Consider the following 16,970-nt stretch of genomic DNA (forward strand, 5'->3'; position numbering starts at 1 on the left):
GCAACCTACTCAGACATCCCTTTTGGAACGTGAGTACCCAGATTGCCCTAGCTTGTCAAAAGCGCAGAGGCCGGTTTGTTCAATACCCGACAGGATGTGTCATCGCGTCAATCATCAAGGTGCCCAGATACGCCCCAAGGAACAGCGATGCGCCAATCGCAAACACATAGATCAGGCGGTCCCAATTGATCGAGACCAGAAGACTGAAAGAGCGATAACCGTCTTGAATCGTTTGCATGGCACACCTCGGATAGATAGTTCCGGGCTTTGGAATGATGGGGAAATGTGTCAGCAATCAGGCGCAAACCGGGGCATTTCTGTGAAATACACCCGGTTTGCAGCTAAAAATCAGGGGCAGAAAAGGTCGTTCGATAGCGCAAAAAGCATGAGCGACAGCAACAGCGTCAGACCAATGGCCATCAAAACACGCAACGCCTTATCGCTGGGCGGACGCCCGGTGACAGCTTCGTAGGCGTGAAAAACAAGGTGACCACCATCGAGCACGGGAATCGGAAACAGGTTCAGCAGCCCAACCGCCGTGCTGAGAACAGCGATGAACCAGATAAAGCTGGTTGTCCCCTGCGATGCCATCGACCCGGACGTTTCGGCGATTCCAATCGGCCCCGACAGGTTGCAGGTGCTGATCGCTCCGGTGATCATGTACCACAGGCCGGACAATGACCCGTCGATGATCCGACCCGTCTGCTGAACGCCCGACAGCAAAGCGCTGAATGGTCCGGTCATTTCAGTGGCGGGCTCAAAAAACATGCCGCCGACGATGCCGATCCGGTAGTTGGTCTCAAACGTACCATCGCTCTGTGGCTCATCAGTGCGCCGGGGCGTCATTTCCAGATCGCGGATGTCGCCATCGCGCCAGACCTCAAGCGTCAATGTTGCGCCTTCCGATCCTTCGACCGCCGCGCGCAACTGTTCAAACGCATAGATCGGCGTGCCATCGACGGACACGATGATGTCCCCGGCACGGAACCCCGCATCATCCGCCGCCGAGCGTGGGATGATCTGCGTTGCTACGGGAGGATAGACATAAGGGCCTTCGACAACCAGACTGCTGTCGCCCCTCTGTACGGTGTAGTTCAGATGTTCCTGAACCGGCAGATCGTCGAGAAAGGACTGAAAGCTCGAGGATTCGCCATATGCGGGCAGCACAACGCCTTCGATCTCGAGCAATATATCCCCGACCTGAAGCTCATTCTGGGCCGGAACCGCGCGCAGCTCACCCACCTTGACCGGGTCGGTCACTTCGCCGCGCAGCATCAACACGCCAGTGAAAATCAGAATAGAGAGCGCGAAATTGAACATCGGGCCTGCCGCAACCGTTGCGGCGCGCGCCCAAAGCGGTGCACCGTTCATCGTCCGCCGCCGCTCTGCATCGGACAGCTTTGACATTGCCTCGTCGTCTTTGCCACCAGAGGCGTTGCTATCACCTTTGAATTTGACGTAGCCCCCCAAAGGCAACAGCGCGAATTGCCACTTGGTGCCGCGTTTGTCGACCCGCGAGAACAATACCGGACCGAAGCCAAGCGAGAACACATCGGCGTCGATGCCCGACCAGCGACCGACGATGTAATGACCGTATTCGTGAATGGCCACGATGATCGATAGCGCGATCACAAAGGCCAAGAGGGTCCAAATCAAACTACCAAACTGCGGCAGCAACGCTGCAATATCCAAGGCTCAACCCTCTAATTCGTTCATGATCTCGTCTGCTCGTACACGTGCGAGATGGTCTAGCTGCATCACGTTATCAAGTGTGATGGCGGCATCAATATGACCGGGATGGGTCGAAACTCTGCTCAAGACCTCTTCCACGACCACTGCAATTTGCTGGAATCCAATGCGTTTCGCAATGAACCCGTCCAACGCCCGCTCCTTGGCCGCGTTGAAGCAGGCCCCTGCCAATCCGCCCATTGCCATCACCTCGCGCGCGAGGCGCAAGGCAGGCCAACGCGTTTCGTCTGCGGGCCGGAAGGTCAGCTGGCCAAGCTTGACCAGATCCAGACGCTCGACCGGCAGCGATTTGCGTTCTGGGTAGTGCAACGCAAAGCCGATGGCATGGCGCATATCGGGCGGACCAACATGGGCCATCAACGCACCATCACGGAACCCGACCAAAGCATGGATCATGGATTCAGGATGAACAACGGCTTCAATTCTTGCCGGGTCAATTTGAAAGAACTCTTTTGTTTCAATCAACTCCAGCGCTTTATTAAACATGGACGCACTGTCGATGGTGATCCGCTGACCCATATCCCAGTTGGGGTGTGTTGCAGCCTGTTCGGGCGTCGCATTGGCCAGGTCTTCCAAAGGCCAATCGCGGAATGCACCGCCCGACGCGGTAATGATGACACGCTCGACGGCGCTCATGTCTTCGCCGATCAGGGCCTGAAACACCGCCGAATGTTCGCTGTCCACCGGCAGGATAGACGCTCCATGCGCCTTGGCAGTCGAAAGCATCAACGGCCCCGCGCAGACCATGCTTTCCTTGTTGGCAAGAGCGAGGCTTGCCCCCTGTTCCAGCGCCCGCAATCCCGGTGCCAGCCCCGCCGCGCCGACAATCGACGACATCACCCAATCCGCAGGTCGGTTGGCCGCTTCGATCAAGGCAGCAGGTCCGGCAGCGGCTTCAACGCCCGAGCCATCCAACGCCGCCCGCAAATCATCGAGACGCGCAGGATCAGCGGTAATTGCGATTTCGGCGCCAAAGGCGATGGCGTCTCCCGCAAGCTGTGCGATGTTCTGATCGCCAGTCAGCGCGACGACCTGATAGGCGTCACGGTCCCGACCTATCAGGTCCAGCGTGTTTTGTCCGATAGAGCCAGTGGCCCCAAAAATCGTGACCCGTCTCATTGGGTCCCCGGCGGAAATCCGACAAGCTGCCCGGCGATCACAATGAACAAAGCCGCCCCAAGCATGCCGTCAAACCGATCAAGAAGTCCCCCGTGACCGGGGATCAGGCGCGAACTGTCCTTGACCCCTGCCCGGCGCTTTATGGCGCTTTCGGCAATGTCGCCAATCTGGCTGGCCATGCTGACGGCGATACTGACCCCGATCAGGCCGATGCCCGCTTGCGTGTTGCTCGCGAAGAGCACTGCAACCACTGATGACCCTGCCCACCCTGCAACTGTCCCGGACCATGTCTTCTTCGGGCTGACACGCGGCCACAGCTTGGGTCCGCCGATCAAACGTCCTGCGAAATAACCTGCGATGTCGGTGACCACCACGACCAGCAAAAGCCAGACCATCCAAGTCAGGCCGAAGTCATCGCGCAGGGACATCAATCCATAGCCGGCAAGCAGGATAAACGCGGTAAAGACCGCATAGGTCACACCGCCCCGCTCCATGCGCCCCAATCCCAGCATCGACGGCATCAGCAATAACGGCAGCGCAAACGAGGCTGGCAGTTCGATCGCAACCATTGAAACCAACGCCGACACGACGGCAAGGATCATCGGGGACTTGCTGCGCGCGGTGTCCAGCATCGTCACCAATTCCCAGACCATGAGGCCGACAACGATGGAAATCAGACCGTGAAACCAAAGACCACCCAGCCAGACACCCAGCACGCCGATGCCAACCATCGCCACGGCCGAAATCAGCCGCGGTGCAAGGTCGTCCCACTTGCCTGAAGTCATGCCACCACTGCGCCGAAACGGCGTTCACGGGTGCCAAAGCCACCAACCACCGACCGGAATTCGTCAGCGGTGAAATCGGGCCAGAGCGTATCGATGAATTCGTATTCCGAATAGGCTGATTGCCAGAGAAGAAAGTTCGAGATGCGGGCTTCTCCGCTGGTGCGGATTACAAGGTCAGGATCAGGTAAAACACAGGTATCCAAATATTTTGGCAGCGTTTCTTCATCCACATCGTCCGGATTAAGCCGCCCTTCAGCCACGTCACGGGCCAACCGCTTGGTGGCGCGAGCCACCTCGTCGCGTCCCCCGTAATTGATCGCAATGGTCAGATTGACCGTCCGGCAATGCGCCGTCAGCGCCTCAAGCTCGTCCATCATCGCGACCAGTTTCTGGTCCAGACGCACGCGGTCGCCAATGAATCGGACGCACACATCGTTCGCCTTGAGCGCCTTTGCCTCGCGCGTGATGTAGCGGCGAAAGAGGTTCATCAGCCCTGAGACTTCGGACTGTGTGCGCTTCCAATTCTCGGTCGAGAAGGCAAAGACCGTCAGGTAATCCACTCCGAGATCTGGACACGCTTCGACAATCTCGCGCACGCGACGCGCGCCTGCCTGATGCCCGAACAAACGCGGTCTGCCGCGCTGGGTGGCCCAGCGACCATTGCCATCCATGATGATCGCCACATGGCGTGGACCGTCATCTTTTGCTGAGGGCTGGGGATTCACCATCTTGAAGGGGTCCTTGTTGTGCCGGTCTCAGACCTGCATGATCTCTTCCTGCTTTGTCTCCAAAGCAGCATCGACCTTTTTGATGTAGGCATCAGTGAGTTCCTGAACTTCACCTTCCCAGAACTTCTGATCATCTTCAGAAAGGCCGTCCCCCTTGGCCTTTTTGATCTGATCCATGCCGTCACGGCGGATATTGCGGACCGACACACGGGCGTGTTCTGCGTATTGACCGGCAACTTTGCCCAATTCGCGGCGACGCTCTTCGTTCAGTTCCGGGATCGGCAACATGATGATCGTGCCATTCAGCTGCGGATTGATGCCCAGACCACTTTCACGGATTGCTTTTTCGACCTTTCCGACCAGACCCTTGTCCCACACGTTGATCGTTACCATGCGCGGCTCGGGCACGTTGACAGTGCCGACCTGATTGATGGGTGTCATGCTTCCGTATGCGTCCACCATCACGGGTTCCAACATGGACGCACTGGCGCGGCCGGTGCGGAGAGAAGCGAATTCCGTGCGCAGGTTCGCCATCGCGCCATCCATGCGGCGCGTGAGATCGTCGGTATCGAGAATGAAGTCGTCTGCCATATGGCCCTCAAGAGCGGTTTTTCTGCTTTGCTTCGGGTTCTAAGCGACGCGTGCCCGAAAGTATAGCACCTTGCGTCACTGTGGTTTATTCACGCACCGCGCTGTGACGGTTTGGTCAAGCCGCCTCGCCTGCCCCCGCTTTCGATCCGCCATGCACCTTGGTGTAGGTGCCATCACCGGCAAGGATGCCGCGGAACCCGCCCGGTTCATCAAGCGAGAACACGATGATCGGCAGGCTGTTGTCACGCGCAAGCGCAATGGCTGAGGCGTCCATCACCTTGAGGTTTTTTTGCAGCACCTCGTCATAGGTCACGGCGTCATATCGTTTCGCGTCAGAATTGGTGCGCGGGTCTTTGTCGTAAATCCCATCTACGCCATTCTTGCCCATCAGGATCGCTTCGCAGTTCATTTCATTTGCACGCAACGCAGCCGCCGTATCCGTGGTGAAATACGGATTGCCTGTACCGCCCGCAAAGACGCACACCCGCTTTTTTTCAAGATGGCGAACAGCGCGGCGTCGGATATACGGCTCGGCCACTTCATCCATGCGGATGGCCGAGATCACGCGGGTGAACACCCCCTGCTCTTCCAAAGCGGACTGCATCGCCAGCGCATTCATCACCGTGGCAAGCATGCCCATGTAATCCGCCGTCGTGCGCTCCATTCCCTGTGCGCTGCCTTGCAGCCCCCGGAAAATGTTCCCGCCGCCGATGACCATACAAATCTCGACACCAAGGTCGTGAACCGATTTAACTTCTTGTGCGATGCGTTGGACCGTTGGCGGATGCAGCCCATAGCCCTGATCCCCCATCAGCGCCTCGCCCGATATCTTGAGCATCACGCGTTTGTATTTCGGATGAGGGGTCTGGGTGTCCGCCATGTTGCGCTCCGTTTCGACGAGAGTCTAAAGTTGCGTGCAACCTGTCGGAAAACCGGCTTAGGGGCAAGGCGAACTCGCCCAATCCGGCAAACACGCCGCAGGGCAGACCATCTTGAAGGGACGGCAACAGTGAACCAACGCGTGTCAGACCGGATCGCAGCGATGGATCCGACCAGACCGGTGCTGATTGCAGGTCCGACCGCCAGCGGCAAATCCGAACTCGCGCTACGCATCGCTGAAACCCAAGGTGGTGTGATCGTCAACGCAGACGCCATACAGGTTTATTCGGACTGGCGGATACTTACGGCACGCCCATCGCTGGGGGACGAAGCCCGCGCGCGTCATGCGCTTTATGGACATGTGGCGGGCGACAGACCCTATTCCGTCGGTGATTGGCTAAGAGACTTGGTTCCTCTTTTAAAAGGTGGCGAACGCCCGATCATCGTAGGTGGAACGGGGCTCTATTTCACCGCACTCACCGAAGGCTTGGCGCAAATCCCCGCAACACCGGATGACATCCGCAACACAGCCATGCGACGGATCGAGACCGAGGGTCATGCGTCGCTTGTGGCCGAGCTTGACGCAGAGACCCGCAACCGTATCGACACCGCGAACCCGATGCGCGTGCAGCGCGCGTGGGAGGTGCTGACCAGCACCGGCAAAGGGCTGGCCGCATGGCAGGACGAAACCGATCCGCCACTCTTGCCGCTTGCGCATGCGACAGCCTGTGTCGTGACTGCCGACAAAGACTGGCTGACCCCAAGGATCGAACGCCGGTTCGATCAGATGCTTGCAACCGGAGCGCTGGAAGAGGCGCGGGCAAACCGCCCGACATGGTCGCCTTCACTTCCCTCGGCAAAGGCAATTGGCGCGGCTGAATTAATGGCAGTGATCGACGGCACAATGACTCTCTCCGAGGCGCGCAATAGATCGACTGTCCTCACACGGCAATTCGCCAAGCGGCAGCGCACTTGGTTTCGTGCCCGGATGCGCGACTGGGAGCAGGTTGACGCAAGGGAACTGTGACAGGTTTTACCACCTGTCTTGGGCCATTCGTTCCGTGATGTCGCATTAGGCCAAGCCGGGTGTCGCAATCAGACCTCAAAAGGTCTAGTCTGACGATTGACGGGGCCAGTCCGTTAAGGCGCTATGTAAGAAAACAACGAGCGCCGACCTCGGTCTCGGAAAAACAGCGCAGCATTCAAGCGCGCACATAACAAACGTGTCACAGGGAGAATCAGATGACGCACACCATGCAGACCAAAACACTGCACCCAGCGGCCAAGCTATACGCCGACGAATACAAGGCCGGCCTATTGGACCGCCGCGAATTCCTGACGCGCGCGACCAGCCTTGGCGTCACGGCCGCCGCAGCTTACGGTTTGATCGGACTGTCCCAGCCGGTTCAGGCGCAGACGGCAAATATTCAACAAGGTGGCACACTGCGCATTCAGACGCTGGTCAAAGCCATGAAAGACCCCCGTGCCTATGACTGGTCCGAAATCGGCAACCAGTCGCGCGGTTTCCTGGAATACCTTGTCGAATACCAGAACGACGGCACATTCCGTGGCATGCTGCTGGAAAGCTGGGAGGTCAGCGACGACGCCAAGACTTATACCCTGAACGTCCGCCCCGGCGTAACGTGGAACAACGGCGATGCCTTCACCGCTGCAGATGTGGCGCGCAACATCACCGGCTGGTGCGATTCCGCGATGGAGGGCAACTCCATGTCGGCTCGGATGGGTGGTCTGATCGATGCGAACACAGGTCAGGCCCGCGACGGCGCGATCGAAGTTGTCGACGACCTGACAGTGCGCCTGAATCTGTCAGCACCGGACATTGCGATCATCGCGAACATGTCGGACTACCCGTCGGCCATCGTGCACGAGAGCTATGACGGCGGTGACGTCTATGCAAACGGCATCGGCACCGGTCCGTTCCGGCCTGTGTCCATCGAAGTGGGTGTGAAAGCGGTCATCGAACGCGCCAGCGATCACACATGGTGGGGCACTGAAGTGCTTGGCGGACCTTACCTCGACCGGATCGAATTCATCGATTACGGCACCGACCCTGCCTCTTGGCTGGCGGCGGCGGAATCGGGTGAAGTCGATCTGCTGTATGAATCGGTTGGCGATTTCATCGACATCCTCGATGCCATCGGTTGGTCGAAGACGGAAACCGTGACGGCGGCAACTCTGGTGCACCGGTTCAACCAGCAAACCGAAGTCGATGGCCGTGTGCCTTATGCCGACCGCAACGTGCGCGTCGCTTTGGCGATGATGGTCGACAACGCAGTCTGTCTTGAGCTTGGCTACAATGGCCGTGGTCAGGTGGCTGAGAACCACCATGTCTGCCCGATCCACCCCGCCTATGCAGATATCGGTCCGGCACCGTTCGATCCGGCGGCAGGCAAGGCGATGCTCGACGGTACCGATTTTGCCGATTACGAGCACGAGCTGATCACTCTGGACGACGATTGGGAACGCAACACCGGTGCCTCGGTGCGCGCGCAGATCGCGGACGCTGGCGTGAACATCAAGCACACGGTTCTGCCGGGGTCGACCTTCTGGAACGACTGGACCAAGTTCCCGTTCAGCGCGACCACGTGGAATCACCGTCCGCTCGACGTGCAGGTTCTGTCGCTGGCCTACCGCTCGGGCGAAGCATGGAACGAAAGCGGCTATGCCAACCCCGAGTTCGACGCTCTGATGGCCGACGCCCTGTCCATCGCAGATGCCGAAAAGCGGCGCGAGGTGATGGCGAAGGTGCAGCAGACCCTGCGTGATGATGGTGTGATGATCCAGCCGTTCTGGCGGTCGCTCTATAACCACCACAACGGCAACGTGGTGAACGCAGAGAAGCACCCGTCGCACGAGTTCCATCTCTACAAGTTCGGGTTCGCGGCCTGATCCCATGCTCTGACACCGCCCTCCTGTTCGTCAGGGGGGCGGTGGCCCAAGAGACCCCACGCTCTGCGCGCCCTTGCGTGGACATGATGAGGGAGACCCACCCGACATGGCTTTTTTTCTGCTCCGACGCATCGGAACGATGCTTCTGACAGCACTTTGTTTGACCTTCATTGTTTTCTGGCTCACCAATCTCGCCCCGAACCTCGAAAAACTCGCCAAAAACCAGGGCAACGTCCGGATGACGGACGAACAGGTTACAAGCTTTCTTCAGGATCGCGGCTACGCCCAACCCCTGCCCCTCAAATACGCGCAATGGCTTGGCGTCGCCCCCGGCTGGGTGATCGAAGGACGGGACGGGACAACGCGGTCGCGGTGCAATGGTGCGCTTGAAAACGGTGTCATGCCCGAGGACGGGCGCAGTTTTTGCGGAGTTCTGCAAGGCGATTGGGGCTATTCAACTGTCTTTCAGGACGGTGTCGGTTCGATCATCGCCACGCGGTTGGGCCTGACCGGCAAGCTGATGTTCTGGGTAATGATGGTCATGGTGCCCGGCGCACTGATCATTGGCGTGCTGGCCGGCATGCGCGAAGGCAGCCGCACGGATCGGTCGCTCTCCACTGTATCGATCATCACGACGGCCACACCCGAATATGTCTCTGGCGTCGTATTCATCGCTGTCTTTGCCTCGACCGCGTTCGGCTTGCGATGGTTCAATGGGTCGGCCACCAGCGCGATGGAGAACGCGACCTTTGAAAACTTTACCCTGCCCGTCATGACCATCGCGCTTTACGGCATGGGCTATATCGCCCGTATGACCCGCGCGTCGATGGCCGAGGTGATGACGGCGCAATACATCCGCACCGCCCGCTTGAAGGGTGTCAGCTTCCCGAACATCGTTCTCAAACACGCTTTGCGGAACGCGCTGATCGCGCCGTTCACGGTGATCATGCTGCAATTCCCGTGGCTGCTGAATGGCGTGGTGATCGTCGAGACCCTGTTCAACTACAAGGGCTTCGGCTGGACGCTGGTACAGGCGGCCGGGAACAATGACATCGAATTGCTGCTGGGTGTTTCGGTCGTATCGGTCTTCGTGGTGCTGATCACTCAGCTCATTTCGGACATCGGCTACGTGTATCTAAACCCGCGCATCAGCGTGTCCTGAGCGGAAGGAATAGCAAAATGGAACCGCTCAACTGGTTTGAAATCACCACTCGCGTCCTCATTCAGTTCATGCCCGTCTGGGTTTCGCTGATCTCACTCTTCACCCTCTCGTTTGTCTACAAGCGGCGACTGGGCCTTTATGGCAAGCTTTTCGACAGCACCATCGGCATGATCGGCTTTGCGCTGGTGATGTTCTGGGTGTTTACCGGCATCTTCGGGGCTTTCGACCTGATCATCACCCATGATCCGCTGTCGCAGGTGTCGAGCATGAAGAACAAGCCCCCCGGAACGGCGATTATGGGGGTCGAGGACGGCCAGTATCCCTATTATCTGTTCGGTGGCGACAATCTTGCTCGCGACGTGTTCAGCCGCATGGTCAAAGGCGCGTGGGTGGTGGTGCAGATCGCGCCCCTTGCCACGGTCTTTGCGTTCATGGTCGGGATCACACTGGGCCTGCCTGCGGGCTACTATGGTGGACGTCTCGATACGTTCCTCAGTTTTCTGGCGAACCTGATCCTTGCCTTCCCGGTGATCCTGCTGTTCTACCTGCTGGTCACGCCCGAGATCGTGGACACAGGCATCCCCAATTACATGGCGATGGTGTTGTTCATCTTCCCGATCATCTTTGTCGGCGTGCTGCTCAACTCGCGCTACCGCACACAACCAAAGGTCCGCACGCCGCTGCTGATCTGCGTTCTGGGAGTGATGGGATGGCTGTACCTTTCGCTGATCTCGCAACCGGGAACAGCGCTGACCCTGCTGCCGGATGCGGTGGATTTGTTCAACCTGCAAGGCGGCATTCTTGTGGTGTTTGTGTCGGTGGTCTTCGTCAACTCTCCCACTGTCTTCCGGATCGTGCGGGGCTTGGCCATGGACATCAAGACCCGCGATTACGTGGCCGCCGCCCAGACGCGCGGCGAACGGCCATGGTACATCATGCTGTGGGAGATCCTGCCCAATGCGCGCGGGCCGTTGATCGTCGATTTCTGCCTGCGGATCGGCTACACGACGATCCTTTTGGGCACTTTGGGGTTCTTCGGTCTGGGCCTGCCGCCGGAAAGCCCGGATTGGGGCACCACGATCAATGACGGGCGTCGGTTGCTACAGATATACCTGCATCCGGCAATGGTCCCCGCCTTTGCGCTTTTGAGCATGGTTTTGGGGCTCAATTTGCTGGCCGATGGTTTGAGAGAAGAAAGCTTGCGCGATTGATGAAAGGAGGACTGGGGGCTCTGCCCCCAGACCCCCGGAGTTTACTTGGCAAGATGAAGAGGGACGCAAGTCTCCAGCTCCGACAGGGAGAGAAGACATGAAAGACAGCTACGACGGCCCCATTCTCGAGATAGACAGCCTGTCGATTTCCTTTTTCACGCGGTTGCGGGAAATCCCGGCGGTGATGGATTTCTCCGTACGGGTCATGCCGGGCGAAGCGGTTGGCCTTGTGGGCGAGTCGGGCTGCGGTAAATCCACTGTGGCACTTGGTGTGATGCAGGATCTCGGCAAGAACGGGCGCATCGTCGGCGGGTCGATTAAGTTCAAGGGGCGCGATCTAAGCGCAATGAGCCAGGACGAGCTGCGCAAGATCTGCGGCTCGGAGATTGCCATGATTTATCAGGAGCCGATGGCGTCGTTGAACCCGGCGATGAAGATCGGACGGCAGTTGATGGAAGTGCCAATGATCCATCGTGGGTCATCCGAGAAAGAGGCTTACGCGCGCGCGCTGCAGGTTGTCACCGATGTAAAGCTGCCCGACCCCAAGCGCATTCTGGATGCCTATCCGCATCAGCTTTCGGGCGGGCAACAGCAGCGCATCGTGATCGCCATGGCGCTGATGGCCGAGCCGTCGTTGCTGGTCCTGGACGAGCCGACAACCGCGCTCGACGTGACGGTTGAGGCGGCGGTGGTCGAATTGGTCAAGGAGCTGGGCAAGAAATACGGCACGTCGATGCTGTTCATCAGCCACAACCTTGGTCTGGTGCTGGAGACCTGCGACCGGCTTTGCGTGATGTATTCCGGCGAAGCGGTGGAGCGTGGGTCAATCAAGGATGTGTTCGACGAGATGCAGCACCCCTATACGCAGGCGCTGTTCCGGTCGATTCCCCTGCCCGGCGCCGACAAGAACGCGCGTCCCTTGCGCGCGATACCCGGTAACTTTCCCCTGCCGCATGAGCGGCCCAATGGATGTAATTTCGGGCCGCGGTGTGATTACTTCGAGGCTGGCCGCTGCGATGCGGGCGACATCAAGATGTTCGATGTTCCGGGCAACGAGCGTCACGCAACGCGCTGTTTGCGGTTCCAGGAGATCGACTGGCAGGCGCCGATGGTGGCGGGCGATACGACGCAGAAATCAGAACCGGGTCGGGTTGTTCTCAAGATGGACAACCTCAAGAAGTATTACGAGGTGGCGGCCAACGCACTCTTCGGAAAACGCGGCGACACCAAGGTGGTCAAGGCCAACGAGACCCTGAGTTTCGAGGCGCGCGAGTCCGAGACATTGGCCATTGTCGGTGAATCAGGTTGCGGCAAGTCGACCTTTGCCAAGGTGCTGATGGGGCTCGAGACTGCGACGGACGGACAGATCCTGCTCGACAATCGCAACATCGAATCCACCCCGATTGAAAAGCGCGACACCCAGACCATCGCTGATGTGCAGATGGTGTTCCAGAATCCGTTCGATACGCTGAACCCGTCGATGACGGTGGGACGGCAGATCATCCGCGCGCTCGAGGTGTTCGGGATCGGCAACAGCGACGCCGAGCGGCGCGAGCGGATGCTGGAACTTCTCGACCTCGTGAAGCTGCCCCGCGCCTTTGCCGAGCGGATGCCACGTCAACTGTCAGGCGGCCAGAAACAACGTGTCGGCATCGCCCGCGCCTTTGCCGGGAATGCGCGCATCGTGGTGGCGGACGAGCCTGTCTCGGCGCTGGACGTGTCGGTACAGGCGGCGGTCACAGACCTGCTCATGGAGATCCAGCGCGAACAGAAAACCACGCTGCTGTTCATCAGCCATGACCTGAGCATCGTGCGCTATCTGTCTGATCGCGTTATGGTTATGTATCTTGGCCATGTGGTGGAACTGGGCACGACCGATCAGGTCTTTGCGCCGCCCTATCACCCCTATACGGAGGCGCTTTTGTCGGCAGTGCCGATTGCAGACACGCGGGTGACGAAAAAGCACATCGTATTGGAAGGCGACATTCCCTCGGCCATGAATCCACCGCCCGGCTGCCCGTTCCAAACGCGGTGTCGCTGGAAATCACAGGTTGCAGATGGTCTGTGCGAACGGGAAGTCCCGCCCCTGCGCCAGTTGGGGGATGGGCATCAGGTGAAATGCCACCTAAGCGATGCGGACCTTGCGAGCATGGAGCCGGTTATCCAGATCGCTGCTGAATAACCGACCAGCTTGCCTCGTGGTTCCGTATGATCGGAACCGTGTCAAAATGTCGTGCAACACACTGGGTCAGCCCAACAGGGCTGGCCTGTCTGTGCTGTTGGATCAGTTGGTCAGGAAATCCTGCGCGGTCAGGACGGCCGCGCCTGTTGCATCGGTCACGGCCTGTGTGTTGTCGGCAAGACCGACATAGGTCAACATCGCCATGCCCACGACTGCAGCAGTCAATACCACCCAATCGACGGTCACCGCACCCGACTCGTCCGACTGAAACCTGTTGATGAACTCAATCATGCTACTCTCCATACTCCCCGCCTTGGCCCGCCCTTCGAGCGGTATCTGATCCGGGTACAGTTCCACGTTTTCTGACATTGTTTTGGAGGTTGAATGGGGCAGCAGTTTGACCGAAATGAAACCGTTTTGGTCGCAACGAGGAAAAGATTTACCCAAAATCGGGGCCGGATTGCCGCAATTCCCCGGCTGCGAAACAATCGGCGTCAAGTGTCTGAATTGACGAGACTTACCGTCCCCAGATTTTTTTGACGTAGTTCCGGGTTTCGCGGAATGGCGGAATACCCTTGTGCTTTTCGACTGCACCGGGTCCAGCATTGTAGGCAGCAAGCGCCAAAGGCCATTGGCCGAACTTGCGGTACTGTTCTTTCAGATAGCGCGCACCACCATCGAGGTTCTCGGCGGGGTCGTTAGGATTGACGCGCAGGTCTTGTGCTGTGCCGGGCATCAGCTGGGCCAGACCGATCGCTCCCTTGTGGGACCGCGCGTTTGGATTGAAATTGCTTTCCTGTTGCACAAGACGCAGGAACAAATCTTCCGGAATCCCGTGCCGCCGGGCGGCATCGCGCGCCATGCCCGCGTATTCCCCGACATATCGACCACGATATTTCGGAACCGGACCGTCTTCTCCGGCATCGCCCCATTTTGTCGGTGTCACGACCTTGGGCGGCTGCAAACGCACCGAGCTTTTGTATTGCTGGGCAGCCCGCGAATCCAACACTTTGGTTTTGCTTGAAAAAAGCGTCACACGGCTTTTTGAAGACAGCACCTCGGCGCTTGCGGCTCCTGCACTCATCATTACGGCCACACACACAACCGCAATAAATCTCGGTCTTGCTGTTCGCATAAATGCTCACGTCCCACATTGAGATTTTGCAGATGTATAGTCGGGAATCGCAGATCACACCAGCCTTGGTTGCTCATCATTTGTTAACCACAAGCTGATGGAGTGACAGCGACGCCATGCGCCAATAGCGGATGGCAATCCGGCAGAGCGCTGGTGTAGGGTCATGGAAACGGCGCGTGGCGTCACAGATTCGAATTCTAGATGGGGGAAACATGGCCGGATCAGTCAACAAGGTCATCATCGTCGGCAATCTCGGCCGCGATCCGGAAGTGCGGACATTCCAGAACGGCGGCAAAGTCTGCAACCTGCGGATTGCCACGTCCGAGAACTGGAAAGACCGCAACACGGGCGAACGCAAGGAACGGACCGAATGGCACAGTGTTGCAATTTTTTCCGAACCGCTGGCGCGGATTGCAGAACAATACCTCAAGAAGGGCTCCAAGGTTTACATCGAAGGCCAATTGGAAACCCGCAAATGGCAGGACCAGTCCGGTCAGGATCGCTACACGACAGAAGTCGTGCTGCGCCCGTATCGCGGTGAGCTGACATTGCTTGACAGCCGCGATGGCGGCGGCGGCGGCGGTGTCTATGGCGGCGGCAGCAGCGGTGGCGATTATGGTGGAGATTACGGCGGCGGCTATGGCGGCAACGATTATGGCGGCTCCAGCGGCGGAGGTGGTGGCGGTGGCCCCGCCCGTGCCCCAGCCCGCGATATCGACGACGAAATCCCGTTCTGACAAGAAAGCGCCCCAAGGGGCGCTTTTTTATCGCTCGGACAAGGCATCCTGCAACAGCGCCAGCACCGTATCCGACGGAACATCCGAGGTGACGAAAGCGTCGCCAATGCCGCGCGCCAGGATAAAGCGCAATTGCCCGTCGATCACCTTTTTGTCCTGCCCCATAAGGTCAAGCAGCGCGTGAGCATCCGGCAGGTCACCGTCGATATCGGCGAGCGTGACCTTCATTCCCATGCTGCTGAGCATTTCGCGCACACGGCTCGGCTCTTCTTGGGAACACAGGCCCAGACGCGACGACAGCTCAAACGCCAAAGCACAGCCAATGGCCACGCCTTCTCCGTGCAGCAAACGCTCGGAATACCCGGTGGCTGCTTCGAACGCATGACAGAACGTGTGCCCGAGGTTCAACAGCGCGCGGTCGCCCTGTTCGGTCTCATCTCGTACAACGATCTCAGCCTTCATCTCAACCGACCGTTTGACGGCATAGGCCAGCGCATCGGGATCGCGCGCGGTGATGCGGGCGGCGTTCTGGTCTTGCCAGTCGAAAAACGCGGCATCGCCCAGAAGGCCGTATTTGACCACCTCGCCATAGCCCGCCAGAAAATCGCGCGTGGGCAATGTCTGAAGAACCGAAATATCCGCCAGCACCAGCGCGGGTTGGTGAAACGCCCCGATCAGGTTTTTGCCTTGAGGCGCGTTGATCCCCGTCTTGCCGCCGACAGAGCTATCCACCTGCGCCAGCAACGATGTGGGAATCTGCACAAACCGAACCCCACGGCGCAGCACTGCAGCGGCGAAGCCGACCAAATCACCAATCACACCACCCCCGAGGGCAATGACAACATCGCGGCGTTCGATTTTCTGTTCCAGCAGCCATTCCACGCATCGTTCGAACTGCGGCCAGCCCTTTGTGCTTTCCCCTGCAGGAAGCGTCAGACTGACCGAAGCAATACCCTCCGCGGTCAGTGCCGCCTCAAGCGCGGCAAGATGCAACGGAGCGACATGCGCATCGGTCACGATTGCTACACGTGGACGTTTCAGCAGCGGCGAGATCTCGACCCCGGCACGGGCAAGCAAGTCAGAGCCAATGCGCACGTCATAAGCACGACCGTCCAAAGGAACGTGTACGGTTTCGATCATGCCTGCACCTCCAATACATCCGGGCGCGTCTTCAGCGCCTCGATCACCCGTTTTGCCATCTCATCAATCGACAGCCCCGGTTCGGACACAACGCTCAGATCCGCCTTGGCGTAGATCGGCACGCGTTCGTTATAAAGTCGGGTCAGCGCGCCAAGAGGATCCGGCACCCGCAACAACGGTCGCGTGTCCTTGTGGCGTACCCGGTGCCATAGAAGATCCAGATCGGCGTTCAGCCATACCGCAACCCCCTCCTTCGAGATTATCTCGCGGTTCTCGGGGGCCATGTATGCCCCGCCTCCGGTCGACAACACGCCCTTTTCCCGTTCAAGCAGGCGCGAAATGATCTGACGCTCTTTGATGCGAAAGAACGGCTCTCCATCACGTTCGAAAATCTCGGGGATGGTCATATTGGCCGCTTTTTCGATTTCGGCATCCGAATCAAGAAAAGGTGCGTGCAACATAGCGGCGACCGCCTTGCCGACAGCTGTTTTCCCCGCTCCCATCATGCCAACAAGAACCACAGTTTTCTTTAGTCTTGCCTGCATTGCCCCCGAGTGACCCCTTGTATCTCGGCCAAGTGCCGCCAATTTTTTGACATCCGCCGTTGAATGACGTGATCTTGGGTGGAATGCCAGTTATAAC

General features: G+C 58.7%; 17 protein-coding genes. 6 read left to right on the forward strand and 11 right to left on the reverse strand.

Going from position 1 to position 16,970, the window contains the following annotated elements; genetic code table 11:
• Window positions 1-79: 79 nt before the first annotated feature.
• The 7 genes from ACK3EW_RS09815 to pyrH all read right to left on the reverse strand — a co-directional run bounded on the left by ACK3EW_RS09815 (window position 80) and on the right by pyrH (window position 5,852).
• Window positions 80-238, reverse strand: coding sequence for a hypothetical protein (locus tag ACK3EW_RS09815; protein ID WP_171046105.1), 159 nt, complete (start codon window positions 236-238; stop codon window positions 80-82).
• Window positions 239-348: 110 nt separating this feature from the next.
• Window positions 349-1,692, reverse strand: a complete 1,344-nt coding sequence (gene rseP / locus ACK3EW_RS09820; RefSeq protein WP_493809421.1) for an RIP metalloprotease RseP — start codon at window positions 1,690-1,692, stop codon at window positions 349-351.
• Window positions 1,693-1,695: 3 nt separating this feature from the next.
• A complete protein-coding gene (gene dxr / locus ACK3EW_RS09825; RefSeq protein WP_493809422.1) occupies window positions 1,696-2,868 on the reverse strand; it encodes a 1-deoxy-D-xylulose-5-phosphate reductoisomerase in 1,173 nt (390 codons plus the stop codon).
• Complete coding sequence (locus ACK3EW_RS09830; RefSeq protein ID WP_493809423.1) at window positions 2,865-3,653, reverse strand: phosphatidate cytidylyltransferase; 789 nt, start codon at window positions 3,651-3,653, stop codon at window positions 2,865-2,867. The genes dxr and ACK3EW_RS09830 overlap by 4 nt, the downstream gene beginning before the upstream one ends.
• Entirely contained in the window at window positions 3,650-4,381 is a 732-nt protein-coding gene (uppS, locus tag ACK3EW_RS09835) for an undecaprenyl pyrophosphate synthase (RefSeq protein WP_493809424.1), read from the reverse strand. The genes ACK3EW_RS09830 and uppS overlap by 4 nt, the downstream gene beginning before the upstream one ends.
• Before the next feature lie 27 nt (window positions 4,382-4,408).
• Window positions 4,409-4,972 carry a ribosome recycling factor gene (gene frr / locus ACK3EW_RS09840; protein ID WP_085631003.1) on the reverse strand — a complete coding sequence of 188 codons (564 nt, stop codon included), beginning with the start codon at window positions 4,970-4,972 and terminating at the stop codon, window positions 4,409-4,411.
• Between the two features lie 115 nt (window positions 4,973-5,087).
• Window positions 5,088-5,852, reverse strand: a complete 765-nt coding sequence (gene pyrH, locus ACK3EW_RS09845) for a UMP kinase (protein WP_085631005.1) — start codon at window positions 5,850-5,852, stop codon at window positions 5,088-5,090.
• Window positions 5,853-6,014: 162 nt separating this feature from the next.
• On the opposite strand from pyrH, the gene miaA reads away from it, so the two are divergent.
• From miaA to ACK3EW_RS09870, 5 genes are all read left to right on the forward strand, one after another.
• On the forward strand, window positions 6,015-6,878 hold the full coding sequence (gene miaA, locus ACK3EW_RS09850) for a tRNA (adenosine(37)-N6)-dimethylallyltransferase MiaA (protein WP_493809425.1): 864 nt from the start codon (window positions 6,015-6,017) through the stop codon (window positions 6,876-6,878).
• Between the two features lie 215 nt (window positions 6,879-7,093).
• Entirely contained in the window at window positions 7,094-8,761 is a 1,668-nt protein-coding gene (locus ACK3EW_RS09855; RefSeq protein ID WP_493809426.1) for an ABC transporter substrate-binding protein, read from the forward strand.
• Between the two features lie 106 nt (window positions 8,762-8,867).
• Window positions 8,868-9,923: an ABC transporter permease gene (locus tag ACK3EW_RS09860; protein ID WP_493809427.1), complete on the forward strand. Its 1,056-nt coding sequence runs from the start codon at window positions 8,868-8,870 to the stop codon at window positions 9,921-9,923.
• A gap of 17 nt (window positions 9,924-9,940) precedes the next feature.
• Window positions 9,941-11,134, forward strand: a complete 1,194-nt coding sequence (locus ACK3EW_RS09865) for an ABC transporter permease (RefSeq protein WP_493809428.1) — start codon at window positions 9,941-9,943, stop codon at window positions 11,132-11,134.
• A gap of 97 nt (window positions 11,135-11,231) precedes the next feature.
• Window positions 11,232-13,316: a dipeptide ABC transporter ATP-binding protein gene (locus ACK3EW_RS09870; protein ID WP_493809429.1), complete on the forward strand. Its 2,085-nt coding sequence runs from the start codon at window positions 11,232-11,234 to the stop codon at window positions 13,314-13,316.
• 102 nt (window positions 13,317-13,418) lie between these two features.
• On the opposite strand, the gene ACK3EW_RS09875 is transcribed toward ACK3EW_RS09870, so the two are convergent.
• Entirely contained in the window at window positions 13,419-13,607 is a 189-nt protein-coding gene (locus ACK3EW_RS09875) for a hypothetical protein (RefSeq protein WP_493809430.1), read from the reverse strand.
• Between the two features lie 226 nt (window positions 13,608-13,833).
• Window positions 13,834-14,403 (reverse strand): lytic transglycosylase domain-containing protein, encoded by a 570-nt coding sequence (locus tag ACK3EW_RS09880; protein ID WP_439120754.1) that lies wholly within the window; start codon window positions 14,401-14,403, stop codon window positions 13,834-13,836.
• 260 nt (window positions 14,404-14,663) lie between these two features.
• Here ACK3EW_RS09880 and ssb point away from each other — a divergent pair, with 260 nt between their 5' ends.
• On the forward strand, window positions 14,664-15,188 hold the full coding sequence (gene ssb, locus ACK3EW_RS09885; protein WP_493809431.1) for a single-stranded DNA-binding protein: 525 nt from the start codon (window positions 14,664-14,666) through the stop codon (window positions 15,186-15,188).
• Between the two features lie 27 nt (window positions 15,189-15,215).
• Here the strand turns inward: ssb and aroB are convergent, their stop codons facing one another.
• Window positions 15,216-16,328: a 3-dehydroquinate synthase gene (gene aroB / locus ACK3EW_RS09890; protein ID WP_493809432.1), complete on the reverse strand. Its 1,113-nt coding sequence runs from the start codon at window positions 16,326-16,328 to the stop codon at window positions 15,216-15,218.
• Window positions 16,325-16,873 (reverse strand): shikimate kinase, encoded by a 549-nt coding sequence (locus tag ACK3EW_RS09895; protein WP_439120757.1) that lies wholly within the window; start codon window positions 16,871-16,873, stop codon window positions 16,325-16,327. Before ACK3EW_RS09895 ends, aroB begins: the two co-directional genes overlap by 4 nt.
• Window positions 16,874-16,970 lie beyond the last annotated feature (97 nt).

The organism is Marivita sp. NO-S04 (assembly GCF_059070475.1).